The organism is Streptomyces sp. NPDC001700 (genome assembly GCF_053596435.1).
The window spans coordinates 81077-105088 of record NZ_JBSFGE010000031.1; the positions used below are offsets into that span (position 1 = coordinate 81077).

Genomic DNA, 24012 nt, shown 5'->3' on the forward strand with positions numbered 1-24012 from the left:
CCGGGGGCGGCGCGTCAGAACTGGGCCGTCAGCCCCGCCGCGTCCAGCAGGTAGGCCGTCATCGGCGCGTAGAACTTCGGATCGGTGACGTGGTCGTCCAGCGGGACCACCGCCTGGAGCGTCCCCTCCGCCTCGCCGAGGAACAGCGCCGGGTCGTTGCAGTCCGCGTACCCCACCGCGTCGATGCCGCGCTGCCCCGCGCACCCCGCCCAGCCGTGGTCGGCGACCACCAGGTCCGGCAGCGGCCGCCCCTCCCGGGCCAGCCCGTCCAGGATGGCCGCCATGGGGGCGGGGGAGTGGGTGTGCCACAGCGTGGCGCCGCGCTCCAGCATGGCCACGTCACAGAACTGGAAGACGTACCCCTCGTCCGCGTGCAGCCCGCCCGGAATCTCCACGATCTCGCACCCCGCCGCGTGCAGCGCCGACGCGGTGGCGCTGTGCACCTCCAGCAGCCCGCCCGGGTGGCCGGTGGCGAACAGCACCCGCTCCCGCGCCTCGGCCGCCTTCCGCAGCACCGACGCCATCCGGTCCAGCGCGCCGACGGTCAGCTCCGGGTCGATCGTGTCCTGCCCGGTGCGGTGCTCCGGGGCGTCGATCACTCCGCACCGCTCCGCCATGACGGCCAGCACGTCCTGCTCGTCCACCCAGCGGTCGCCCAGCTCCAGCCCCAGCCAGTAGTGGCGGTCGCCGTTCGCGAGCTTGCGGTAGTGGGAGAGGTTGTTCTCGCGCGGGGTGGCGACGTCACCCGCGATGCGCGTACGGACGAGATGGTCGATCAGTTCGGCACGGCTGGGCACGGTACTGGGTATCGGCATGTGGCCCATTGTCGCCCCTGTGTCAGGGAAATGGGGCGCATTGCTCGCCGTGTGGACGTGACGCGGTCATGGCGAGCCGGGGCGCCCCGGGAGCCCCCGGTAGGGGCGCGCCGGGCCGCCCCTACCGTCAGGGACGGTGACTACCGTCAGGGACGGCGGCTACGACCGGCCCCGCCGCCGGAGCCACGGCCCGACGCGCCGCCGGAGCCACGGCCCGTAGCGCCACCGGATCCGCGCCCGGCACCGCCGCCGGAACCCCGGCCCGATCCGCCACCGGAACCGCGTCCGGCGCCGCCGCCTGAGCCGCGCCCACCGCCGCCGCCGGATCCGCGCCCGCCTCCGCCGCCGCGGCGCGTCTGCCGGGGGCCGGACGCCTGCCGCTGGGCGGGCGGGGCGCTGATCGTCACCGGGACGCCCGACGGCTCCTGGGCGCCGGTGATCCGGGTCAGCTCTTCGTCGGTCGAGTGCACCCGGGCCGTGTTCGGGGTGATGCCCGCGGCGGACATCAGCCGGGTCATCTCGCGGCGCTGGTCGGGCAGGACGAGCGTGACGACGCTGCCGGAGCCGCCCGCGCGCGCGGTGCGCCCGCCGCGGTGCAGATAGTCCTTGTGGTCAGCGGGCGGATCCACGTTGACGACCAGGTCGAGGTCGTCGACATGGATGCCGCGGGCCGCGACGTTCGTGGCCACCAGCGCGGTGACGTCGCCGGTCTTGAAGCGCTCCAGGGTCTTGGTGCGCTGCGGCTGGGACTTGCCGCCGTGCAGCGCCGCCGCCCGTACGCCGTTGGCCAGCAGGTGGCGGGTCAGCCGGTCGACGGCGTGCTTGGTGTCCAGGAACATGATCACGCGGCCGTCCCGCGCGGCGACCCGGGTCGCCACGGAGCGCTTGTCGGTGTCCGCGATGTGCAGCACATGGTGCTCCATCGTGGTGACCGCGCCCGCCGAGGCGTCGACCGAGTGCAGCGCCGGGTCGGTCAGGAACTCGCGCACCAGGCGGCTGATGGCGCCGTCGAGGGTCGCGGAGAACAGCAGGCGCTGGCCATCGGTCGGCACCTGCCGCAGCAGCTTGGTCACCTGGGGGAGGAACCCCATGTCGGCCATCTGGTCGGCCTCGTCGAGGACGGTGATGCGCACCTGGTCCAGGCGGCAGTCGCCGCGGTCGATCAGGTCGTGGAGGCGGCCCGGGGTCGCGATGACCACCTCGGCGCCGTTGCGCAGATCGTTGGCCTGCCGGTTGATCGACATGCCGCCCACCACGGTGGTCGGCCGCAGCCGCAGCCGCCGGGCGTAGGGCGTGAGCGCGTCGGAGACCTGCTGGGCCAGCTCCCGCGTCGGCACCAGGACCAGGGCGAGCGGACGCCGGGGCTCCGCGCGCTGTCCGGCGGTGCGGGCCAGCAGCGCCAGGCCGAACGCCAGGGTCTTGCCGGAGCCGGTCTGCGCGCGCCCGAGGACGTCGCGGCCCGCGAGAGCGCTGGGGAGGGTGGCCGCCTGGATCGGGAACGGCACGGTGACGCCCTGCTGCGTCAGCTCTGCGGCGAGACCGTCCGGAAGGTCCAGCTCCGCGAACGTGGCGACGGCGGGCAGCACCGGGGTGGTGCCGGGCGGCAGGGCGAATTCGTTGCCGCCGTCGGAGGGACGGCTGGTACGAACGGGGGAGCGGGAGTGTGACCGGGGCTTACGGGGCGAGCGGGCGTAACGGCTCATGCGGCGCCTTCCTGGAACGGGCGGGGATCGGCCCGCGGAAAGCGGGCACGAGCCGGGGCCCGCACCTCTTCAGGTGCGGGCCCCGGCTCGCGGTATGCGCTGCGTCAGGCGGGAACGATGTTCTCGGCCTGCGGGCCCTTCTGGCCCTGCGTGACGTCGAACGACACCTTCTGGCCTTCCTGCAGCTCACGGAAGCCCTGGGTGGCGATGTTCGAGTAGTGGGCGAAGACGTCGGCGCCGCCGCCGTCCTGCTCGATGAAGCCGTAACCCTTTTCCGAGTTGAACCACTTCACGGTGCCGGTAGCCATGTCATTTCTCCTTCAATGGGGGTCGATCCGGATTCCACACTGCGCGGAACCCGCGTCGCCGCATTGACTCCCATCCGGAAATGACCGGTTAAAACAAAAATGCGCCTGAGGCTACATCCCGTCAGGCGCACATAACGTTCATGGGTACCAAAACTGCAACTACCACGACTCTAACACGGGCGGGGCCGCACGGGGAGGTACGGATGGGGGCGGACGGGGGGAGACGCCGGTCACTCGGCAGCCGGTCGCGCGGCAGTCGCGCGGCAATGGACGCGGTGTCCAAAACGCCCGGGCGTGGTGCTGGGGAACGTACATGTGGTGGAGCGGCGGCCCTGCCTACGCTCGCATGCATGACCGCAGCAGACCGTGAGCCCACCGCAGCCCCCGTAGGCCCCGTCGACTCATCCCGCATCCCGCGCTACGCGGGCCCCGCCACGTTCGCCCGGCTGCCGCGTGTCGACGAGGTCGGCGGTACCGCGGACGTCGCCGTGGTCGGGGTGCCCTTCGACACCGGCGTCTCCTACCGCCCCGGCGCCCGCTTCGGCGGCAACGCCATCCGCGAGGCGTCCCGGCTGCTGCGCCCGTACAACCCGGCGCAGGACGCGTCCCCCTTCGCACTCGCCCAGGTCGCCGACGCCGGGGACATCGCCGCGAACCCGTTCAACATCGACGAGGCGGTGGAGACCGTCCAGGCCGCCGCCGACGACATCCTCGACAGCGGCGCCCGGCTCATGACCCTCGGCGGCGACCACACCATCGCCCTCCCGCTGCTGCGGTCCGTCGCCCGTAAGCACGGCCCGGTCGCCCTGCTCCACTTCGACGCGCACCTGGACACCTGGGACACCTACTTCGGCGCCGAGTACACCCACGGCACGCCGTTCCGCCGCGCCGTCGAAGAGGGCATCCTCGACACCGCCGCCCTCTCGCACGTCGGCACCCGGGGTCCGCTGTACGGCAAGCAGGACCTGGACGACGACGAGAAGATGGGCTTCGGCATCGTCACCTCCGCCGACGTCATGCGGCGCGGCGTGGACGAGGTGGCCGACCAGCTGCGGCAGCGCATCGGGGACCGTCCGCTCTACATCTCCATCGACATCGACGTCCTGGACCCGGCCCACGCCCCCGGCACCGGCACCCCCGAGGCGGGCGGCCTCACCTCCCGCGAGCTGCTGGAGATCCTGCGCGGCCTGGCCGGCTGCCACCTGGTCTCCGCCGACCTGGTCGAGGTCGCCCCGGCGTACGACCACGCGGAGATCACCGCGGTGGCGGCGTCCCACACGGCGTACGAACTGACGACGATCATGGCCCGCCAGATCGCCGCCTCGCGCACCGCCTGAGCAGGTACGGGGGTACTGGTGCCGTCCTCCACGGGGCCTCTAGCGGCTGCCGCTCCAATGGCCTCCCCGATCAAGGGAATCGGGGGAAACGGAGGTGCTGACCCCAGCTGATCCCTCGCGGTAGTCGCACTCACCGTGCCGCCCCGGTCGCCGTCTCCTCCCCCGACGGCCGCCGGGGCGGTGTCGTCATGTGCCGGTCCCGCCCGTGTGGCCAGGGGGGCAGGGGATCAGGGCGTCTCCGGGAGGTCCCGTGGGCCGTACAGCGCCGCCGGGGCGCCGGTGTGGAGGGCCCAGTAGCGGTCGCCGTAGGACCAGTGCCACCACTCGGTGGGGTAGTTGACCAGCCCGGCGGAGGTCAGCGCCGCGCCCAGGGCGTCCCGGTGGGCGCGGGCGTCGGTGGGGATGTTCGCCGCCTGCGTGTAGCAGGCGCGGGCGCTCTCCTCCGGGGTCGCGTCCCAGGGCGTGCCCATGTCCAGCTCGCGCCCGTCCGCGTCGGCGAGGGTGAGGTCGACGGCGGCGCCCGCGCTGTGCGGGGCGAGTTCGGGCGGTGATACGTAGCGGCTCGCCGCTGCCCGGATCTCCCCGCCGGACCAGGCGGGGTGCGCGGCGCGCAGCCGGGCCGAGTAGCGCTCGAAGTAGTGCCGCTGCAGCTCGGGTGGCCGGTAGCCCTCGATGAACAGCAGCCGTGTCCCCGGCGGCAGCGCCGACTGGGCCGTCAGTAGCCGCTCCAGCAGGCCGCGCCGCAGATGGGCGTACGCCCCGGCAGGGTCCGCCGCCCGCCCGTCGACCAGCAGCCGTGGCTCACGGCGTACGTCCGCCAGTGGCTCCCCGCACTCCCTGACCGGGATGGCCGCGACCCTCGGGTCGGACATCAAGGTGATTTCAGACATGGGGTGATCGTCGCAGGTGTGGGTGGTGCCCCCGCGCGATGCGCCCCCGCGTCGTACCCGTAATACCTGAGAGCTAGTTGGCGAGTGCACCCCCTGGAGTGACGCCAACTACCCGCCCTGCTCCCTACCTTCCTTACATACGACATCCGGTACGGAAGGGGGAAAGCGATGGCATTCCGTGTGCGCGGCCGCCTGCGTCGCACTCTGCTAGGTGTGCTCGTCGCCGCCTCGGTGGCCGTGCCGGTGGCGGGGGCCGCGCGGCCCTCGACGGTCCCGGCGCCCGCACCGTCGGCGCTGCCTCCGCTGACCGCCGCGACGCCCGCCGCCCTCGACGCGCGCTATGCGGCCCACCGCGCGGACATACGGGCCGCGGAGCGAATGGCCGCCGAGCACGGCGACCGGCGGCGGGCGGCCGCGCTGCGGGGGATGGCGGGCGGCGCGCGGCAGTTCCTGTCCTTCGACGGGCGGGACGGGGGCCGTTCCGTCGAGGTCTTCGGGGATCTGTCGCGCGCCACGCGGGTCGCGGTCCTGGTGCCGGGCTCGGACACCAGCCTCGACCGGTACGGGCGCCTGCGCGCCGGGGCCGTCGCGCTGCGGCACCAACTGGGAGAGCGGGGTGCCGTCGTCGCGTGGCTCGGGTACGGGACGCCGGGCACGGTGAGCCCCGAGGTGCTGACGGCGGGGCGGGCCGACCGTGCGGCACCCGGGCTCTCCTCCTTCGTCGGGGAGTTGGCCACGGCCGTGCCCCGGGCCCGGATATCGCTGCTCTGCCACTCCTACGGTTCGCTGGTCTGCGCCCGGGCCGCGTCCGGGGTGGCGGTCGCGGCCATCGTCCTCTACGGCAGCCCCGGTGTCGGCACCGACAGCGTCGGCCAGTTGCACACCCGGGCCGCCGTCTGGGCGGGCCGGGGCGCGCACGACTGGATCGGTGGCGTCCCGCATGTGCGGATTCCGCTGCTGTTCACCACCGTCGGGCTGGGCACCGATCCCGTCTCGAAGGGGTTCGGCGCCCGGATATTCGACGCGGGCGGCGGCGGCCACAGCGACTACCTGAGGCCCGGTTCCACCAGCCTGCGGAGCCTGGCCCGGATCGTGGGGGACGGCCGTGCGTGAGCTGATCCGGCGCATCGACGCCGCCACCCCGCCCGACCGCGACCGCGCCGTGGACGCGCTGCGCGCCTTCGCCATCCTCGGCGTAGTGCTCGGCCACTGGCTGGTGACCGCTCTCGTCGCCGACAGCGGCACGGTGCGGGCGGCCAGTCCGCTGCTGTACCAGCCCCATCTCGTCCCGATCTCCTGGGTGTTGCAGACCCTCGCGGTGTTCTTCCTGGTGGGAGGGCAGATGGGTGCGCGCAGTCAGGCGTGCGCGCAGGCCAGGGGAGTCACATACCGGCAGTGGCTGGGCGCCCGGATGGCCCGGCTGTTCCGGCCGGTCGCGGCGGTGCTGGTGGTGTGGGCCCTGGCGGCGGGGGCGATGCTGGCCTCGGGGGTGGGTCTGACGACCCTGCACACCCTGCTCAAGCTGGTGCTGTCACCGCTGTGGTTCCTGCTGGTCTTCGCGGCGCTCACGGCGGCGACCCCCCTGGTCGCGCGGCTGCATCCGCTGTGGCCGCTCGCCGTCGTCCTCTATGTCGACCTGTACCGCTTCGGCTTCGGCGGGCCCGCCTGGCTCGGCTGGATCAACCTGGCGGCGGGCTGGCTGGTCCCGTACTGCCTGGGCGCGGCATGGGCGCGCGGAGGGCTGCGGGGGCGCATGACCGGATGGGTGCTGCTGCTCGGGGGCGGGGTGGCCACGGCTGGTCTGGTCCTGTTCGGCGGCTATCCGGCGGCCATGGTCGGGGTGCCCGGCGCCCCGATATCCAACCTCAACCCGCCGACCCTGGCCGCCGTCACCTTCGGCCTGGCCCAGTGCGGGGCGGCGCTGCTGCTGCTCGCCCCGCTGCGGCGGGTGCTGGCACGGCCCGCCGTATGGGCGGTGGTGGCGCTGCTGAACGTCTCCGCGATGACCATCTTCCTGTGGCACCAGACCGCGATGATGGCCGTCACCTCGACCATGCTGCGGCTCACCGGCCCGCTGCCCGGTCTGCACACCGTGCCCGACGGGCCGGGCTGGCTGGCGGCCCGGCTGATATGGCTGCCGGTGTTCGCGGCGGCGCTGCTGGTGTGCCGGGCGGCGTTCGGCGCGTACGAGCAGAGCAGACCGCGCCCGGGAGGCCGGGTGGTGCGCGAGGGCCGCCCGGGGGCGGCCGTGAGGGAGACACGGAGGGGGAGCGGGAGTGGTGCGGCGTGGATAAGGTCGCGTCCATGAGGGGGCGGGGGCGGGTGGTGAAGGTGACGCGGGGGCTGCGAGCGGTTCCGGGCATCCTGCGCGAGGACCTGTGGACGACGGCGGCCGATCCGCTGCCGCGCCGGGGCGGACCGAGCTGGCTGGACTGGCTGCCCGCGTTCGCACTCCCGGTCGTGCTGGGCGCGGTGGTGCTGTTCATCGCGTGCGTCGACAAGTACGGGGAGTTGTACGGGTTCGGCCAGGGCGTCGGCACCCTGCTCGCCGCCGTCCAGTCCGTGGCGCTCGCGGCGGCGCTGTTCCGGCCGGTCCCGGCGTGGTGGGCGATCACGGCCGTGACGGTGGTGATCGCGTGGTTCAGGTCCGGGGCCGTCCCCGAGGCCACGTTCCCCTGGTCCGGCGAGGGGCTGACCGTGCAGGCGCTGGTGCTGTTCCTGCTGGCCCTGCGCACCCGCCCCCGGATCGCGGCCGAGGTGCTGGCGATCAGCCTGCTGGTGTGCCTGGCCTGCCGCGCCTTCACCGCCCCGGCGCCCGTCCCCGACTCCGACCCCGGCTTGGTCATCTCGGTCCTGACGACCGCCGTGGTGGTCGGCACCGCGCTGCGCGGACGACGGGTGGCCCGGGCGCGGCTGGTCGAGCAGGAGGAGATCACCGCCGAGGAGCGGGCGCGGCGCACCCTGCTGGAGGAGCGCAACCGCATAGCCCGGGAGCTGCACGACGTCGTCGCCCACCACATGTCGGTGATCTCCATCCAGGCGCAGGTCGCCCCGCATCTGGCGGAGAACCCGTCCGACGAGTTGAAGGAGAACCTGGCGGGCATCCGCCGCAGCGCGGTCGAGGCGCTGACCGAGCTGCGCCGGGTGCTGGGCGTGTTGCGCTCCGAGGACGCTCTCGCCGATGGCGTCCGGCACGCCCCGCAGCCCACCCTGGACCGGTTGGACGAGCTGGTGGACACGGTGCGGGGGACCGGGGTCGCGATCACCACCGAGATCTGCGGGGAGCGGCGGTCGCTGCCGCCGGGCATCGAGCTGTCGGCGTTCCGCATCGTGCAGGAGGCGCTGAGCAATGTGATGCGGCACGCACCGGGCGCGGAGGTGCGGGTGGAGATCGGGTACCACCCGGACGGGCTCACCGTCTGGGTCGTCAACACCGCCCCGGACCGGCCCACCCCGCCCTCGCCGGGCGCCGGGCACGGGCTGCTCGGGATGCGGGAGCGGGTCGCGATGCTGCGGGGTGAGCTGGCCACCGGCCCCACCCCGGACGGGGGTTACGAGGTGGCCGCCGTGCTGCCCATGCGCCACGCCACCGAAGCCGCCCCGGCCACCGAAGCCGCCACGGCCACCGAGACCGTCGAGGATCCCGTATGACCATGAGCATTCGCGTCCTGATCGCCGACGACCAGAGCATGGTCCGCCAGGGCTTCACGGTGCTGCTGAACGCCGAATCCGGCATCGAGGTCGTCGGCCAGGCCGTGGACGGGGAGGAGGCCATCGCCCAGGTCGCCGAACTCGCCCCCGATGTCGTCCTGATGGACATCCGCATGCCCGGGCTCGGCGGCATCGAGGCCACCCGTCGGCTCACCGAACCGGCCGGTGCCACCGTCAAGGTCCTCGTCCTCACCACCTTCGACCTCGACGAGTATGTGTACGAGGCGCTGCGCGCGGGCGCGTCCGGGTTTCTGCTGAAGGACGCGTCGGCCGAGGAACTGGCCCATGCGGTACGGGTGGTGGCGGCCGGGGACGCGCTGCTCGCCCCGAACATCACCAAGCGCCTGATCACCGAGTTCTCCCGGGTGTCCGCCGCCGCCCCGCGCGCCCCGCTCAAGGACCGCGTCGGCGATCTGACGGAGCGCGAGACCGAGGTGCTGGCCCTGATCGCGCAGGGTCTGTCGAACGGGGAAATCGCCACCCGGCTGGTGGTGGCGGAGCAGACCGTGAAGACCCATGTCGGCCGGATCCTCCTCAAGCTGGGCCTGCGCGACCGCACTCAGGCCGCGGTCTACGCCTACGAGACCGGTCTCGTGCGCCCGACGGCGTTCTGACAGCCCGCGTTCCGACCGCCGTGGTCCGACCTGTGAACGCGTGTTCAGTTAGTGAAGGCGTTGCTCCATCCATTGACCTGTTGTGTTCACCTCTTTATCGTCACTGCGACCGTCACCGGCGAACCACGACGGAGAACAATGACGTACTCCAACCCCCGGCTGCCGCGCGCCGCCCGGCTGATCGCTCCGCTGCTCGTCTGCGGGCTGATCGCCGCCGTGCCCCCGGCGTCCGCCGCTCCCGAATCCGACTCCTCAGCGGCGGCCCGTGCCGGCGGCGGGGGATGTGCGCGTGGGCCGTCCGACGGCTGGGCGCAGACCTCCGACCGCATCGATCCGAAGGACAGCTACCACGCGTACGTGGGCAACGGCTATCTCGGGCAGCGCGTGCCGCCGAACGGCACCGGCTACACGGGCGGCGGCGACAAGACCGGCTGGCCGCTTTTCACACCCCGGTACGACGGCTCGTTCGTCTCCGGCCTGTACGGGCACAACAAGAAGACCACCGAGAACCGGCAGGTCGCTGCCGCCATCCCCACCTGGTCCACGCTCAACGTGGCCACCGGGGGCAAGGGCTCGGAGACCTTCGGCTCCGACACGTCCGCCGGTCGCATCTCGCACTACCGGCAGACCGTCTTCCTGCGCTGCGGCTTCGTCCGTACGTCCCTCACCTGGACGGCGTCCGACGGCCGCGCCACCGACCTCACCTACGACGTGCTCGCCGACCGCAACGACGCCCATGTGGGCGCCGTGCGGCTGCGCATGACGCCGCACTGGAGCGGCGACGCCACCGTCACCGACCGCATCGACGGACGCGGCGCGCGCCGCATGACGCAGACCGGCGGCGGGACGCATGGCGACCGTACGGTCGATGTGGCGTTCCGTACGGACGGCACCAAGACCGACGGCGCCGTCGCCTCCACCCTGCGGCCCGGCCGTAACGTACAGAAGGCGAACGAGCAACGGCCCGAGGGGGACGGCACGTTGAGCGCCCGGCAGGGCGTCCGCTTCCCGGTGCGCCAGGGCCGGGCTTACGAGTTCACCAAGTACGTCGGCGTCGACACCGCGCTGACCTCCCACGCCCCGCGCGCCGACGCCGTCGCCGCCTCCCGCCGGGCCGCCGACCGTGGCTGGCCCGCGCTGTTCACCGAGCACACCGCCGCCTGGCGGAAGCTCTGGCGCTCCGACATCGAGATCGGCGGCCGCAGGCAGCGCGACCTCCAGGGCTGGGTGCGCTCCGCGCAGTACGGGCTGCTGTCCGCCACCCGCGCCGGTTCCCGCAATAGCATCTCCCCAACCGGGCTGACCAGCGACAACTACGGCGGCCTGGTCTTCTGGGACGCCGAGACCTGGATGTACCCCGGGCTGCTGGCGAGCCATCCCGAACTGGCCAAGTCCGTGGTCGAGTACCGCTACAAGACCCGCGCCGGGGCCCGTACGAACGCGCGCAAGCTCGGCTACCCCGGCCTCTTCTACCCCTGGACCAGCGCGAGCAAGGGCGGGCTGTGGAGCGAGTGCCACAGCTGGGACCCGCCGCACTGCCGCACCCAGAACCACCTCCAGAGCGATATCGCGCTCGCCGCCTGGCAGTACTTCCAGGCCACCGGGGACGCCGCCTGGTTGCGCGAGCGCGGCTGGCCGGTGCTCAAGGGGATCGCCGAGTTCTGGGCCGGGCGCGCCACCCGCAACGACGACGGCAGCTACTCCATCAGAGACGTCGCGGGCCCCGACGAGTACAGCAACGGCGTGGACGACGCGGTGTTCACCAACGCCGGAGCCGCCACCGCCCTGCGCGACGCCGCCCGCGCCGCCCGCGTCCTCGGCGAGAAGCCGCCCGCCGCCTGGGCCCGGATCGCGGACAAGCTGCGCATCCCGTACGACAAGAAGAAGCAGGTCTTCCAGCAGTACGACGGCTACAAGGGCTCGCTGATCAAGCAGGCGGACACCGTGCTGCTCATGTATCCGCTGGAATGGCCGATGTCCGGGGAGTCCGCCGCGAAGACGCTCGACTACTACGCGGCGCGCACCGACCCCGACGGCCCGGCCATGACCGACTCGGTGCACGCGATCGACGCCGCGTCCATCGGGGAGCCCGGCTGCTCCTCGTACACGTATCTGATGCGCTCCATCAAGCCGTTCGTGCGCGGCCCGTTCGACCAGTTCTCGGAGGCGCGCGGCGAGAAGGCGGGCGCCAACGACCCGCTGGCCGGGTCCCCCGCGCAGGACTTCCTCACCGGCAAGGGCGGCTTCCTCCAGGTCTTCACCCACGGCCTGACCGGGATGCGGATGCGCGAGGACGCGGTGCGCCTCGACCCGATGCTGCCGCCGCAGCTCCGCGACGGCGTCACGCTGCGCGGCCTGCGCTGGCAGGGCCGTACGTACGACGTGGCGATCGGCCCGCACGAGACGACGGTGCGGCTGACCGCCGGGGCGCCGTTCGACATCGAGACGCCGCAGGGCGGGAAGCAGGTCGTGAGCGAGGGCACCCCCGCCGTCCTCAAGACCCGCCGCCCGGACCTCACTCCGACCACCAACCTCGCCCGCTGCCAGGAGGCGACGGCGAGTTCGCGGGAGCCGGGCATGGAGCCGGGCGCCGCCCTCGACGGCAACGCGGCCACCGCCTGGGTGCCCGACGCCGCCCGGGGGACGCTCACCGCCGACCTGGGCCGGACCGTACGGATCGGAGAGGTGACCCCGGAGTGGACCTCCACCCGGCCCGCCGCGCACCGCACCCAGACGTCGCTGGACGGCAGGCACTGGCGCGACGGTGCGACGGGCCCGGCCCGCTACGTCCGCGTCACGCTGCGCTCGGCGGACGACAAGAAGCGCGCGGGCATCGAGGAGCTGAAGGTCACCAAATAAGGCACGCGTGCAGTGCACGGAACATCAAGGACTGTGCACTGCACGCCAACGACATCCGGCCGCCGACGGTCCATCCTGAACAGGGAAGGTGAGCAGGGCTTCGACGGGGGGAGGCCCTGCTTATTTCCCCCCGGGCGTGCCCTGTAGTTCGAGGCCTCCCTGCGACAGGGCCGTCCGGCGGAATTCCCGGGGCGGCATGCCGTACGTGCCGCGGAACGCACGGCTGAAATCGGCCGCGTGGCTGAAGCCCCAGCGCGCGGCGATGGCGTGGATGGGGGTGCCGCCCAGCGCGGGGTCGGCCAGGTCCTGGCAGCAGCGCTCCAGCCGCTGGGCGCGGATCCAGGCGGCGACGGTGTGCCCCTGCCGCTCGAAGAGCCGGTGGAGGTAGCGCACCGAGATGTGGTGGGCCGCGGCGATCGAGGCGGGGGTGAGATCGGATGTGTGCAGGTTCCGTCGCGCGAAGTCCTGGATCCGCAGGACGAGGGCGTTCCGGTGGCTCTCGGGGGCCATCCGGAGGGTGGCGGGCCCGGTCTCCGCGTCGCTGCCGTCCAGCTCGTGCGCGAGCAGCGCGGTGAGCAGATCGGCCACGACGGTGCCCAGGCGCTGTGCGTCGGCCGGGCGGTACGCGGCGTGCTCCGCGCCCAGCCGGATGAGGACGTCGGCGAGGAGGGCGCCGATCCCGGTCCGCCCCGACAGCTGCCGTCCGAGCAGCTGGTTGAGATCGGCCACCGGGAACGGCAGCAGGGACGGCGGGATGCCGATCGTCAGCTCGTCCGTCCTGCCGCGCGCGATGGCCCCCTCGTACGGCAGGGAGGTGCACGTGAGCATGAACTGCCGGTCGCCCAGCGTCGTCGTCACGCCCCCATGCACCATGTCGGCCTCGCCGCGCAGGTTCAGCTGGAGGTGGTACAGCTCCGGATCCGACCGCCGGATATGGGTCTTGGTCCGCTGGGTCCACAGCGAGGGGAAGGACGACCCGGCCACCGTGACCCGGCCCAGGTCCATGCCCCACATGGTCGCCCGGAAGTCGTCCTCGTGGGCGCTGCGCAGTTCCATCGGGACCATCGGCCCCTCGCACAGGGCACGCCAGGCCGCGAACCGTTCCGAGGGCGGGATGTCGTCGATCTGGAGGTCCATATCGATCATCACCCTTCTGCTGTGCGGCGATCGCCTGGTACGACCCTAGTCGGCCTCCATAAGTGTTCGCTGAACGATCCGGTAGTCAACCGTCCGTATGGGTACGGGATCTGTGTGCCCCTCAGGGCGCGGTGAGCACGCGCGGGCCGTCGTCCGTGATCGCCACGGTGTGTTCGTTGTGCGTCGCCCGGCTGCCGTCGACCGTACGGAGCGTCCAGCCGTCGTCGTCCTCCCGGTACGCGTCCTGGCCGCCCGCCATGAGCATCGGCTCGATGGCCAGCACCAGCCCGTGCCGCAGCCGGTAACCGCGCCCCGGCCGACCCTCGTTGGGCACCGGCGGGTCCTCGTGCATCTCCCGGCCCACGCCATGGCCGCCGAAGTCCGCGGGGATGCCGTAGCCCGCCGCCCGGCCGACCGTGCCGATGGCATGCGCGATGTCGCCGATCCGGGCGCCGACGACGGCCGCCGCGATGCCCGCCTCCAGGGCCTTTCGGCCGGTCTCCACCAGCCGCTGGTCCTCGGGGCGCGCGGTGCCGACGATGAAGCTGATCGCGCAGTCGCTGGCCCAGCCGTCGACGACCGCGCCGCAGTCGATGGACACCAGATCGCCGTCGCGCAGCCGGTAGCCGTCCGGGATGCCGTGCACGATCGCGTCGTTGACCGAGGCGCAGAGGGCCGCGGGGAAGGGGGTCGAGGCGAAGTGCGGCCGGTAGCCGAGGAACGGGGAAGTGGCCCCGGCGTCCCGCAGCACCTCCCGGGCCACCTCGTCCAGTTCGCGCAGGCGCACGCCGATGGCGGCGGCCTCGCGCGTCGCCGTGAGGATGCCCGCGGCGACCCGGCCCGCCTCCCGCATGGCGTCCAGCGACGCGTCCGTCTTGATCTCTACCACGGTGTGGCCTCCCTGCGTGCTACCCAATTCTTATACCGGTATTAGTATCACGGTCATGGTGCGCACTCCTCTCACTCCGCTGGAACGTGAACGCGGCCGCTTCCTCGGCGTCCTGCTCCGGCAGGCCCGTGGCGAACGCTCCATGGCGGACGTCGCCGCCGGGGCCGGGATCTCGGCGGAGACCCTCCGCAAGATCGAGACCGGCCGGGCCCCGACCCCCGCCTTCTTCACCATCGCCGCCCTCGCCGCGACCCTCGGTCTGCGGCTGGACGACATCGCCGCGCGCTGTGCCGCGGCCGTCGCCCCGGAGGAGGGGGCGCGCGACGAGGCGGCGTAGCGACCCCGCGTGAACCCCCGCGCCCCGGCCGGTTTGTTGCGGAAGGATGAAATCCGCACGCCTGTGCGTTGGGTCTTCCGGTAGCAGTGGAAAACCGGGAGGTCACGAGTGGCGGACGGCAAGGGCGACAAACGCGACGAAGAGAACAAGCGCGGCAAAAGCGGCCATGCGGATGTGGGCGCGGACGCGGACCAGGGCTGGGCGCGGCGGCTGACCCGCCTCAGCCTGCGGTACCGCCGCAACGTGCTGCTCGCGCTCGGATCCTCGCTCGCCGGGATGGGCGTCATGGCGCTGGTCCCGCTCGTCACCAAGCTGATCATCGACGAGGTGATCGTCCAGCACGACCGGGCGCTCGCGCCCTGGGCCGTCCTGCTGATCGTGGCCGCCCTCGTCGTCTACGCCCTCACCTACGTCCGCCGCTTCTACGGCGGACGGCTCGCGCTCGACGTCCAGCACGATCTGCGGACCGACATGTACGAGTCGCTGGTCCGCCTCGACGGCCGCCGCCAGGACGAGCTGTCCACCGGCCAGATCATCGGCCGCGCCACCAGCGACCTCCAGCTGATCCAGAGCCTGCTCTTCATGGTGCCGATGATGATCGGCAACGTGCTGCTCTTCCTGGTCTCGATCGTCGTGATGGCGGTGCTCTCCCCGCTGCTCACCGTCGTCGCCCTCGCCGTCGCTCCCGCCCTGTGGGTGCTCGCCTCGCGCAGCCGCGTCCGGCTCTTCCCGGCCACCTGGTACGCCCAGGGGCAGGCCGCCGCCGTCGCCGGGGTCGTGGACGGGGCGGTCACCGGCGTCCGCGTCGTCAAGGGCTTCGGCCAGGAGGGCCAGGAGACCGGCAAGCTCCGCGAGGTCGGCCGCCGCCTCTTCGCCGCCCGGCTGCGCACGGTCCGCCTCAACGCCCGCTACACCCCCGCCCTCCAGGCCGTCCCCGCCCTCGGCCAGGTCGCGATGCTGGCCCTCGGCGGCTGGATGGCCACGCGCGGGCAGATCACCCTCGGCACGTTCGTCGCCTTCTCGACGTATCTCGCGCAGCTCGTCGGCCCGGTGCGGATGCTCACCATGATGCTGACCGTCGGCCAGCAGGCCCGGGCCGGAGTCGAGCGGGTCTTCGAACTCATCGACACCGAACCGGTCATCCAGGAGCGCCCGGACGCGCGCGAACTGCCCACGGACGCGCCCGCGACGGTCGAATTCGATCACGTCACCTTCGGCTACGACCCCGACCGGCCCGTGCTCTCCGATGTGTCGCTGCGCATCGAACCGGGCGAGACGGTCGCCGTGGTCGGCGCCTCGGGCAGCGGCAAGTCCACCCTGTCGCTGCTGCTGCCCCGCTTCTACGACGTGACGGACGGCGCGGTGCGGGTCGGCGGCCACGATGTGCGCGAGCTGACGTACGCGTCGCTGCGCGATGCCATCGGGCTCGTTCCCGAAGACAGCTTCCTCTTCTCCGACACCGTGCGCGCCAACCTCGCCTACGGGCTGCCGGACGCCGACGACGAGCAGATCCGGGCCGCCGCCCGGGCCGCCCAGGCCGACGGCTTCATCTCCGCCCTCCCGGACGGCTACGACACCGAGGTCGGCGAGCAGGGCCTCACGCTCTCCGGTGGCCAGCGCCAGCGCATGGCCCTGGCCCGCGCGATCCTCACCGATCCCCGGCTGCTCGTCCTCGACGACGCCACGTCGGCGGTCGACGCGCGCGTCGAGCACGAGATCCACGAGGCGCTGCGGGGTGTGATGGCTGGGCGTACAACCCTTCTCATCGCCCACCGCCTCTCCACCCTCGCCCTCGCCGACCGCATCGCTGTCCTGGACGGCGGCCGTCTGGTGGACGTCGGCACGGACGACGAACTGCGCAAGCGCTGCGAGCTGTACCGCCGCCTGCTGACCGACCCGGATGAGCTGAGCGGCATCACCCGCGACCCGGCCGGGCACCTCGCCGTACGGCCGCGCGGCGGCGACGATCCGGAGCACGCGAACGCCGTCGGGCTCGCAGGGTCCTTCGGCGGTGAGGCCTCCGCCACGGGGCTCGCCGAGCCGTGTCTCGATCGCGCCGCCCATACGAACGGCGACCGACCGCCGTCGCGCGGCGGCGACGACCCCGCGCACGCGGCACCGGGCACCGCCGAAGGCGGCGTCACCCCGGAGCTGTGGGTGCGGCGCGACGGGGACGGCCGCACAGAAACGCGAACCGCGCCCACCGACGGGATGCCCGCCACGCCCGAACTGCTGGCCAAGGTCGAGGCCCTGCCGCCCGCCACCGACACGCCCGATGTGGACGAGGCGCGGGCCGCGCAACCCGAAGAGGCGTACGGCCTGCGGCGGTTGCTGCGCGGGTTCGGGGCGCCGCTGCTGTTCTGTCTGCTGCTGGTGACCATCGACGCGGGGTCAGGGCTGCTGCTGCCCGTGCTCATCCGGCACGGCATCGACCAGGGCGTCCAGCGCCTCGCGCTGGGCGCGGTGTGGGCCGCGTCCGGGCTGGCGCTGGTCGTCGTCCTGGCGCAGTGGGCGGCGCAGTGGGGGGAGACGAGGCTGACCGGGCGCACCGGCGAGCGCATGCTCTACTCCCTGCGGGTCAAGATCTTCGCGCAGTTGCAGCGGCTCGGACTCGACTACTACGAGCGCGAGCTGACCGGCAAGATCATGACGCGGATGACCACCGATGTGGACGCGTTGTCGACGTTCCTCCAAACCGGTCTGGTCACCGCCGTGGTCAGCCTGCTGACCTTCTTCGGCATCCTGGTCGCGCTGCTGGTGATCGATGTTCAGCTGGCGCTGGTGGTGTTCGCCACCCTGCCGCCGCTGATCGTCGGCACGTTCGTGTTCCGCCGTAAGAGCGTCAGGGCGTACGAACTCGCCCGTGAGCGCGTGGGCACCGTCAACGCCGACCTCCAGGAGAGCGTGGCCGGGCTGCGCATCGTGCAGGCCTTCCGGCGCGAGCGCGTCGGCCGCGAGCGGTTCGCCGGGCGCAGCGACGCGTACCGGCAGGCGCGGGTACGGGGGCAGTGGCTGATCTCGGTGTACTTCCCGTTCGTGCAGCTGCTGTCGTCCACCGCCGCCGCGCTGGTGCTGATCGTCGGCTCCGGGCGGGTCAGCGAGGGGACGCTGACGGCGGGCGCGCTGGTCGCCTATCTCCTCTACATAGACCTGTTCTTCGCGCCCGTGCAGCAGCTCTCCCAGGTGTTCGACGGCTATCAGCAGGCCACGGTGTCACTCGGCCGCATCCAGGAGCTGCTGCGGGAGCCGACCACCACCCCGGCGCCGGAGAGCCCGCGCGCGGTGCGGACGGTGCGTGGCGAGGTCGCCTTCGACGACGTGCACTTCCGTTACGGGGATGGCGAGGAGGCCCTGTCGGGCATCGGCATCACGATCCCGGCCGGGCAGACCGTCGCGTTCGTGGGGGAGACGGGCGCGGGCAAGTCCACGCTCGTCAAGCTGGTCGCCCGCTTCTACGACCCCACCGGTGGCGCCGTGCGGATCGACGGCACGGATCTGCGCGAGCTGGACCTCACCGCGTACCGCAACCGGCTGGGCGTCGTCCCGCAGGAGCCGTATCTCTTCCCCGGGACCGTGCGCGACGCCATCGCCTACGGGCGTCCCGGCGCGAGCGACGCCGAGGTGGAGGCGGCCGCGCGGGCGGTCGGCGCCCACGCCATGGTGGCCTCGCTCGACGGCGGTTACCTCCACGCGGTCTCCGAGCGCGGGCGCAATCTGTCGGCCGGGCAGCGCCAGCTGATCGCGCTCGCGCGCGCCGAGCTGGTGGGCCCGGACATCCTGCTGCTCGACGAGGCCACGGCCGCGCTCGACCTGGCCACCGAGGCCCTGGTCAACCAGGCCACGGACCGGCTGGCGGGCCGTCGCACCACGCTGGTCGTCGCGCACCGGCTGACCACCGCGGCCCGCGCGGACCGGGTGGTGGTCCTGGATCACGGACGGGTGGTCGAGGACGGTACGCACGAGGAGCTGGTGGCGCGGCCGGGTGGCCGGTATGCCGAGCTGTGGCGCACCTTTACGGGAGAGACGGCCCCGGTGGGGGCGTAGACCTGGTCGCCGGATGGTGTCCGGTGGCCAGGGAAGGTGGCGCCGCCCGGCCGTGACGATAACGGTATACGGCCGGTAACTCTCGGCGTTCGCCGCATATCACGTACGGTGACGTCACGGTTCCATGCCGCTCGCCCTCGCGATGCCCTCCACCTCGCGCCGGTCCGCCTCCCGCTGCTCCGCCTCGGCCGCCACCCGCTGCTTGTGGCGGTGCAGGAAGTCCGGGTCCTGGGCCCGCTCCTGGGGCACCAGCACCTTCATGCCCTTGGCGTGCGGGCTGTCGCCGAGGTCGACGACCACCCGCTCGTCCTGGGAGGTGAGCAGGCCGAACAGCACCAGCAACTCGGCCTGGAGTGCGGGGGTGAACAGCTCTTTCTCCTCGGGCCCCATGCCGAGTTCGTACGTCCCCCCGCGGACGGCCGGTGAGGTGCTCAGCTCGCGCAGCAGCCGCATGAGCAGCTCCAGCGAGCGCGGATCGATTCGTTCCTGCAATTCGGTCAGATACTGCGTCAGCCGCTCGGCCCGTTCGCTCCGGTCGTGCCGTTCGTCTCGGTCCATGTCAGCAGGATGCGCCATCACAGCCCGCTACGAAAGAGGGTGACGGTAACAACTCTCCGTATTCGGCGGCAGGTTGGCGTGATCGGACGCCTCTAGCCACTCCGTCTGTGCCCCGATAGGTTTCCGGCGACCTGTGTGAATCATGTGCATACAAGGGGAGGGCGAATGGGCAAGGCGCTCAGATGGCTGTTGTCGCTCGTGATAATCGTGGGGGCGGTCGGCGCGGGTGCGGGTGGCGCACCGGCCGCAGCGGCCGCCCCCGCGACCGGCACGGCCGAGCCGGACATCAAGGAACGCGTCCTGGCGATACGCGGGATGAGCTTCGTCGAGGAACAGCCGTACGACGGCTACCGCTTCCTGGTCTTCACGTACCAGCAGCCGGTCGACCACCGGCATCCGTCCAAGGGCACCTTCAAGCAGCGGTTCACCCTGCTGCACAAGGCGACCGACCGGCCGACGGTGTTCTTCACCTCCGGCTACAACGTCAACACCACGCCGCGCCGCAGTGAGCCCACGCAGATCGTGGACGGCAACCAGGTGTCCATGGAGTATCGGTTCTTCACGCCGTCGCGGCCGCAGCCCGCCGACTGGTCGAAGCTCGACATCTGGCAGGCCGCCAGCGACCAGCACCGGCTGTACCGGGCGCTGCACCGCGTCTACGGCAAGAAGTGGCTCGCCACCGGCGGCAGCAAGGGCGGCATGACCGCCACGTACTACCGCCGCTTCTACCCGGACGACATGGCGGGCACCATCGCCTACGTCGCCCCCAACGACGTGGTCAACAAGGAGGATTCGGCGTACGACCGCTTCTTCGCGGGCGTCGGCACCGCCGAATGCCGCACCAAGCTGAACGCGGTCCAGCGCGAGGCGCTCGTGCGGCGCGACGAGATCGTGGCGCGCTACCAGAAGTGGGCCGACGAGGAGAAGCAGACCTTCAGGGTCGTCGGCAGCGCCGACAAGGCGTACGAGAACGTCGTCCTCGACCTGGTGTGGGCCTTCTGGCAGTACCACCTGCTGAAGGACTGCGCGGACGTCCCGGCGGCCACGGCCTCCACCGATGAGCTGTACACCTTCATCGACGAGATCTCCGGATTCTCCGCCTACACCGACCAGGGCCTGGAGACCTACACCCCGTACTACTACCAGGCGGGCACCGAACTGGGCGCCCCCACCTTCAAGACCCCCCACCTGGACGGTCTGCTCCGCTACCCCGGCATCTATAACCCGCGCAACTACGTCCCGCGCGACATCCCGATGCGCTTCAAGGCGGGCGCGATGCGGGACGTGGACCGCTGGGTCCGCCATGACGCGAAGCGGATGCTGTTCGTCTACGGCGAGAACGACCCGTGGGGCGCCGAGCCGTTCCGCCCCGGCAAGGGCGCGCGCGACTCCTACGTCTACACGGCCCCCGGCGGCAACCACGGCGCCAACATCGCCCAGCTGACGCCCGCCGAGAAGGCGAAGGCGACGGCCGCGGTCCAGAAGTGGGCCGACGTCCCGGCCAAGTCCAAGCCCCTGGCCCCCCACGACGCCAAGCTGGACCGCCGCGAGGCAGACCGCGACCCGACCCTGAGGCCGTAACCCCCGCGAGGGTCGCCCCCCGCCCCGCCTCTCGCCCCGGCCCGCCGGGACGCCTGCTCCCGGCGGGCCCGACGCCTGCGCCCGGCCCGCCCGGGCACCTGCGCTCGGCGTGCCGAGGCCCCCGGCCCCGTGCCGAGGTTCCCGGTCCGGTGTCGAGGGTCCGGGTTTCGGTGCCGAGGGCGCTGCCTCGTGGGTCCTGGCCGTGTGTCGAGGGTTCCGGTCCCGTGCCGGGCCTCCGGATACGTGCCGGGGGCGAGGGCCCCGGCTTGGGCACAGCCCCGGCCCGCTGCCCGCCCCCGGCTCCCGTGCCACCGGGGCGGGCAGCGGGCCGTCCCCGCCTCCGTCGCCGGAGCCCGCAGCGGCCGCCCCGGCTGCCCCGGCGCCAGCCCTTGGCGGATGCCGGAGACGGTATGTCCACCGAGGCCTGGGCGCGCCCCGGGCCGTCGTCCGCCCGGGGCCAGGCGGGGTGGGGCCCAGGCTCGTTCGGGCGCGTCAGCGTCGCGCGACGGGGCTTGGGCCTCAGACCGGGCCCGCGCAGGGGCGAGCCGGGGCGCCCCTGGGGTGTGGTCCGGCCCGGGGCAAAGGTGGGTTGGGGCATCCCAGGCTCGGCCGGGCGGGCGCTTCAGCGCAGTGGTGGGGCCTGGGCCTCAGCCTCGGCCCGTGCCGGGGCGGGCGGGCAGCGGGCCGTCCCCGCCTTGCCGCTGGAGCCCGCATGGGCCGCCCCGGCGCGAGCCCTTGGCCGCCGGGGCTTGGGCGTTCCCCGGGCTGTTGTCTGCCCGGGCCAGGCGGGCTGGGGGCCTCCGCCCCGGCCCCTGCCGGGGCGGAGGCTGTCGCCCGGCTCGCTGTCGAAGTCCGCGTGGGCCCATGCGTCGGGCCTGGGCTCAGCCCGGGGGTCCGGGGGTCCGGGGGTCTCCCCCGGTTTCGGGAAGGGGCGGGGTGGGGGAATGCCACCCCGCCCCATCCGCCTCAGTACGAGAGGCCGTGGCCGAGGGGGTAGAGGGCTCGGGACGGCGCGTCCGCGCGACGGACCGCCACCGGCAGGCGCCCGCGCGGGTTCCGCTGACCGGCGATGACCCGGGCAGCGGCCCGCACCTCGACGTCCGTCCAGCCGTAGGTGGCCAGCGACGCGCCGGGGTCGTTGCCCAACTGGGCGATGTCGTACGGGTCCTTGAGTGCGACGTGGACCACCGGCACCCCCGTCGCGGACAGCTCCGAGACCAGCCGCCGCTGGCCGGACCCGGCGTCGACGTCGCGGGTCAGGACGATCACCGCGTCCCGCTCGCGCGCCGCCGCGACCGCCTCGTCGATCCGCCCCGGGGACGGATCCGGCGCGCTGCCGGTGCCCGTGGACAGGGCCTTCGCCGTGAAGCCGAGGGCGCCGAGGGCGCGGGCGAGGACGGCCGTCGGCGGGCCGCCGGTGCCGGTCGGGGCGGCGGGGTCCACCCCGACCACGAGCAGCGCGCGGTGGCGGCGCCGGGACAGCGGTAGCAGCCCGCCCCGGTTGGTGATCAGCGTCGTGGTGCGGTCCGCGATCCGGGCCGCGGTGGTGGCGTGCGCGCGAGTGCCCACCGTACGGTCCACCGCGCGGCCGCTGGTGTACGGATCGTCCAACAGCCCACGGCGCGCCTTGAGTTCCAACACGCGCAGCACCGACGCGTCGAGCCGGTCCTCGCTGATCTCGCCCTTCCGTACCGCCGTGTGCACGCTGTTCCAGGCGGCGGGTAGATCGGGCGGGGTCAGCAGCTGGTCCACGCCCGCCTTCAGCGCGAGCACCGGCACCCGGGCGTCCCCGTACTTCTCGCGCACGCCCTGCATGCCGAGGGAGTCGGTGATCACGACGCCGTCGTAGCCGAGTTCGTCGCGCAGGACGCCGGTGATGATGGGGCGGGAGAGCGTGGCCGGGTCGTCGGCCGGGTCGAGCGCGGGGAACAGCAGATGCGCGGTCATGACGGAGTCGATCCCGGCGGCGATCGCGGCGCGGAACGGCGGGGCGTCCAGCCGCTCCCACTCCTTGCGGGAGTGGGTGATGGTCGGCAGCCCGACATGGCTGTCCACGGAGGTGTCGCCGTGCCCCGGGAAGTGCTTGGCGGTGGCCGCGACCCCGGCGCGCTGATACCCCTCGACCTGCGCCGCGACCAGCCGGGCGACCGCCTTGGGGTCGGCGCCGAAGGAGCGGATGCCGATCACCGGGTTGGCCGGGTCGACGTTGACGTCCGCGTCCGGCGCGTAGTCCTGCCGTACGCCGAGCGCGGCCAGCTCCGCCCCGGCGGTCCTGGCCGCCGCCCGTACGTCCGCCACGCTGCCGCCCGCGCCGAGCGCCATCGCGCCGGGGAGCAGCGTGGCGGGGGCCCCGATCCGGGCCACCATGCCGTGCTCCTGATCGGTGGAGATGAGCAGCGGCACGCCCGCTGGGCCCTCCAAGGCGGCCTTCTGCAGGCCGTTGGAGAGGGCGGCGACCTGCCGGGGGTCGCGGATGTTGTGCGCCCACTCGGTGTACATGACCCCGCCGAGGTGGTACTTGGCCACCAGCTCGGCGGCGCTGCCGACGCCGTACTTCTTGCGGTTGGCCGAGGCGTCGGCGGGGTCGGGCGCGGTGGCCGAGTGCCCGTACACCGACAGGACGAAGAGCTGGCCGATCTTCTGGTCGAGCGTCATACGGCCGAGGAGGGCAGAGGCGCGGTCCCGATCGCTGCGCCGGGTCGGGGTGGCGGGGCGGCGCGGAGCCGCCGATGTGGTCGTGGCGGAGGCGGACGCCGACGCGGATGTCGACGTGGTCGCGGACGTCTCGGGCGAGCTGAGCGTCCGAGGGCTGCAGGCGGTGGCGACGGCGGCGGTCGCCGCGGCGAGCAGGGTGCGGCGCGAGGTCGGCTGGTGCACCCGCACTCCTTCCATGATCTTTGGAGGGGGTTGGGAACTGCTGTCGGTTGAACGCGTTTGGGTGCGTTGTGGTGCGCGCGGGTGAGTATCGAGGACCGCGCGTCGAGCCGTGGAAGGGAACGGGAGTTCTCGCATCGTATGCGTGACCTTTTACGGGGTGTGCGCGTTGGGTGCGGTGAGGGGTTTTCGAGCCGGGCAGGGAGTAGCGGTGTGGGCGGGATGCGCGAGGTGGCTGCGCCGTTCGTGGTGCCTGGCCTGTCCGGGGTGGCCATCCGTGGCAGTCTCAAGGGGCTGACCGGGCAGGACGAGAAGGTCCTGCGCCTGGTCGGTGATCTGCTGGGCTCTCTGGCCT

The 24012-nt window shown here is 72.9% G+C and carries 17 protein-coding genes; 9 read left to right on the forward strand and 8 right to left on the reverse strand.

Annotated features, from left to right (window positions below; genetic code table 11):
• Positions 1-14: 14 nt before the first annotated feature.
• The 3 genes from ACWC5C_RS36935 to ACWC5C_RS36945 form a co-directional block, all read right to left on the reverse strand.
• Positions 15-824: a phosphatase gene (locus ACWC5C_RS36935; RefSeq protein WP_450882849.1), complete on the reverse strand. Its 810-nt coding sequence runs from the start codon at positions 822-824 to the stop codon at positions 15-17.
• A gap of 137 nt (positions 825-961) precedes the next feature.
• Entirely contained in the window at positions 962-2518 is a 1557-nt protein-coding gene (locus tag ACWC5C_RS36940; protein ID WP_450882851.1) for a DEAD/DEAH box helicase, read from the reverse strand.
• A gap of 104 nt (positions 2519-2622) precedes the next feature.
• Complete coding sequence (locus ACWC5C_RS36945) at positions 2623-2826, reverse strand: cold-shock protein (RefSeq protein WP_365236484.1); 204 nt, start codon at positions 2824-2826, stop codon at positions 2623-2625.
• A gap of 350 nt (positions 2827-3176) precedes the next feature.
• On the opposite strand from ACWC5C_RS36945, the gene speB reads away from it, so the two are divergent.
• Positions 3177-4163, forward strand: a complete 987-nt coding sequence (speB, locus tag ACWC5C_RS36950) for an agmatinase (protein WP_450882854.1) — start codon at positions 3177-3179, stop codon at positions 4161-4163.
• Between the two features lie 227 nt (positions 4164-4390).
• Here speB and ACWC5C_RS36955 read toward each other — a convergent pair whose 3' ends face one another.
• Positions 4391-5053 carry a M15 family metallopeptidase gene (locus ACWC5C_RS36955; protein WP_450882856.1) on the reverse strand — a complete coding sequence of 221 codons (663 nt, stop codon included), beginning with the start codon at positions 5051-5053 and terminating at the stop codon, positions 4391-4393.
• Between the two features lie 168 nt (positions 5054-5221).
• On the opposite strand from ACWC5C_RS36955, the gene ACWC5C_RS36960 reads away from it, so the two are divergent.
• From ACWC5C_RS36960 to ACWC5C_RS36980, 5 genes are all read left to right on the forward strand, one after another.
• Positions 5222-6166, forward strand: coding sequence for an alpha/beta hydrolase (locus tag ACWC5C_RS36960; protein ID WP_450882858.1), 945 nt, complete (start codon positions 5222-5224; stop codon positions 6164-6166).
• Positions 6159-7361, forward strand: coding sequence for an acyltransferase family protein (locus tag ACWC5C_RS36965; protein WP_450882860.1), 1203 nt, complete (start codon positions 6159-6161; stop codon positions 7359-7361). Before ACWC5C_RS36960 ends, ACWC5C_RS36965 begins: the two co-directional genes overlap by 8 nt.
• Positions 7358-8704 (forward strand): sensor histidine kinase, encoded by a 1347-nt coding sequence (locus ACWC5C_RS36970; protein WP_450882862.1) that lies wholly within the window; start codon positions 7358-7360, stop codon positions 8702-8704. Before ACWC5C_RS36965 ends, ACWC5C_RS36970 begins: the two co-directional genes overlap by 4 nt.
• Positions 8701-9378 carry a response regulator gene (locus tag ACWC5C_RS36975; RefSeq protein WP_450882864.1) on the forward strand — a complete coding sequence of 226 codons (678 nt, stop codon included), beginning with the start codon at positions 8701-8703 and terminating at the stop codon, positions 9376-9378. The genes ACWC5C_RS36970 and ACWC5C_RS36975 overlap by 4 nt, the downstream gene beginning before the upstream one ends.
• 138 nt (positions 9379-9516) lie before the next feature.
• Positions 9517-12237, forward strand: a complete 2721-nt coding sequence (locus tag ACWC5C_RS36980; RefSeq protein WP_450882866.1) for a glycosyl hydrolase family 65 protein — start codon at positions 9517-9519, stop codon at positions 12235-12237.
• Between the two features lie 120 nt (positions 12238-12357).
• Here ACWC5C_RS36980 and ACWC5C_RS36985 read toward each other — a convergent pair whose 3' ends face one another.
• Positions 12358-13383: a helix-turn-helix domain-containing protein gene (locus ACWC5C_RS36985; RefSeq protein ID WP_450882868.1), complete on the reverse strand. Its 1026-nt coding sequence runs from the start codon at positions 13381-13383 to the stop codon at positions 12358-12360.
• Positions 13384-13495: 112 nt separating this feature from the next.
• Positions 13496-14263, reverse strand: coding sequence for a type I methionyl aminopeptidase (map, locus tag ACWC5C_RS36990; protein ID WP_450882870.1), 768 nt, complete (start codon positions 14261-14263; stop codon positions 13496-13498).
• A gap of 55 nt (positions 14264-14318) precedes the next feature.
• On the opposite strand from map, the gene ACWC5C_RS36995 reads away from it, so the two are divergent.
• Together ACWC5C_RS36995 and ACWC5C_RS37000 are read left to right on the forward strand one after the other, a co-directional pair.
• Positions 14319-14600 (forward strand): helix-turn-helix domain-containing protein, encoded by a 282-nt coding sequence (locus ACWC5C_RS36995; protein WP_450882872.1) that lies wholly within the window; start codon positions 14319-14321, stop codon positions 14598-14600.
• A gap of 174 nt (positions 14601-14774) precedes the next feature.
• Positions 14775-18644, forward strand: coding sequence for an ABC transporter transmembrane domain-containing protein (locus ACWC5C_RS37000; RefSeq protein WP_450882881.1), 3870 nt, complete (start codon positions 14775-14777; stop codon positions 18642-18644).
• Positions 18645-18758: 114 nt separating this feature from the next.
• On the opposite strand, the gene ACWC5C_RS37005 is transcribed toward ACWC5C_RS37000, so the two are convergent.
• Positions 18759-19202 (reverse strand): hypothetical protein, encoded by a 444-nt coding sequence (locus ACWC5C_RS37005; protein ID WP_385437732.1) that lies wholly within the window; start codon positions 19200-19202, stop codon positions 18759-18761.
• Between the two features lie 165 nt (positions 19203-19367).
• On the opposite strand from ACWC5C_RS37005, the gene ACWC5C_RS37010 reads away from it, so the two are divergent.
• Positions 19368-20783 (forward strand): S28 family serine protease, encoded by a 1416-nt coding sequence (locus ACWC5C_RS37010; RefSeq protein ID WP_450882874.1) that lies wholly within the window; start codon positions 19368-19370, stop codon positions 20781-20783.
• A 966-nt stretch (positions 20784-21749) separates the two neighbouring features.
• Here ACWC5C_RS37010 and ACWC5C_RS37015 read toward each other — a convergent pair.
• Positions 21750-23660 (reverse strand): glycoside hydrolase family 3 protein, encoded by a 1911-nt coding sequence (locus ACWC5C_RS37015; RefSeq protein WP_450882876.1) that lies wholly within the window; start codon positions 23658-23660, stop codon positions 21750-21752.
• Positions 23661-24012: the final 352 nt, after the last annotated feature.

Excerpts from the sequence above, each read along its gene's own strand:
- ACWC5C_RS36980 (WP_450882866.1), top strand. The coding sequence starts at position 9,517 with ATGACGTACTCCAACCCCCGGCTGCCGCGCGCCGCCCGGCTGATCGCT.
- speB (WP_450882854.1), top strand. The coding sequence starts at position 3,177 with ATGACCGCAGCAGACCGTGAGCCCACCGCAGCCCCCGTAGGCCCCGTC.
- ACWC5C_RS36940 (WP_450882851.1), bottom strand. The coding sequence starts at position 2,518 with ATGAGCCGTTACGCCCGCTCGCCCCGTAAGCCCCGGTCACACTCCCGC.
- ACWC5C_RS36935 (WP_450882849.1), bottom strand. The coding sequence starts at position 824 with ATGGGCCACATGCCGATACCCAGTACCGTGCCCAGCCGTGCCGAACTG.
- ACWC5C_RS36960 (WP_450882858.1), top strand. The coding sequence starts at position 5,222 with ATGGCATTCCGTGTGCGCGGCCGCCTGCGTCGCACTCTGCTAGGTGTG.
- ACWC5C_RS37005 (WP_385437732.1), bottom strand. The coding sequence starts at position 19,202 with ATGGACCGAGACGAACGGCACGACCGGAGCGAACGGGCCGAGCGGCTG.
- ACWC5C_RS37010 (WP_450882874.1), top strand. The coding sequence starts at position 19,368 with ATGGGCAAGGCGCTCAGATGGCTGTTGTCGCTCGTGATAATCGTGGGG.
- ACWC5C_RS36945 (WP_365236484.1), bottom strand. The coding sequence starts at position 2,826 with ATGGCTACCGGCACCGTGAAGTGGTTCAACTCGGAAAAGGGTTACGGC.
- ACWC5C_RS36995 (WP_450882872.1), top strand. The coding sequence starts at position 14,319 with ATGGTGCGCACTCCTCTCACTCCGCTGGAACGTGAACGCGGCCGCTTC.
- ACWC5C_RS36985 (WP_450882868.1), bottom strand. The coding sequence starts at position 13,383 with ATGATCGATATGGACCTCCAGATCGACGACATCCCGCCCTCGGAACGG.
- ACWC5C_RS36955 (WP_450882856.1), bottom strand. The coding sequence starts at position 5,053 with ATGTCTGAAATCACCTTGATGTCCGACCCGAGGGTCGCGGCCATCCCG.
- ACWC5C_RS36970 (WP_450882862.1), top strand. The coding sequence starts at position 7,358 with ATGAGGGGGCGGGGGCGGGTGGTGAAGGTGACGCGGGGGCTGCGAGCG.
- ACWC5C_RS36975 (WP_450882864.1), top strand. The coding sequence starts at position 8,701 with ATGACCATGAGCATTCGCGTCCTGATCGCCGACGACCAGAGCATGGTC.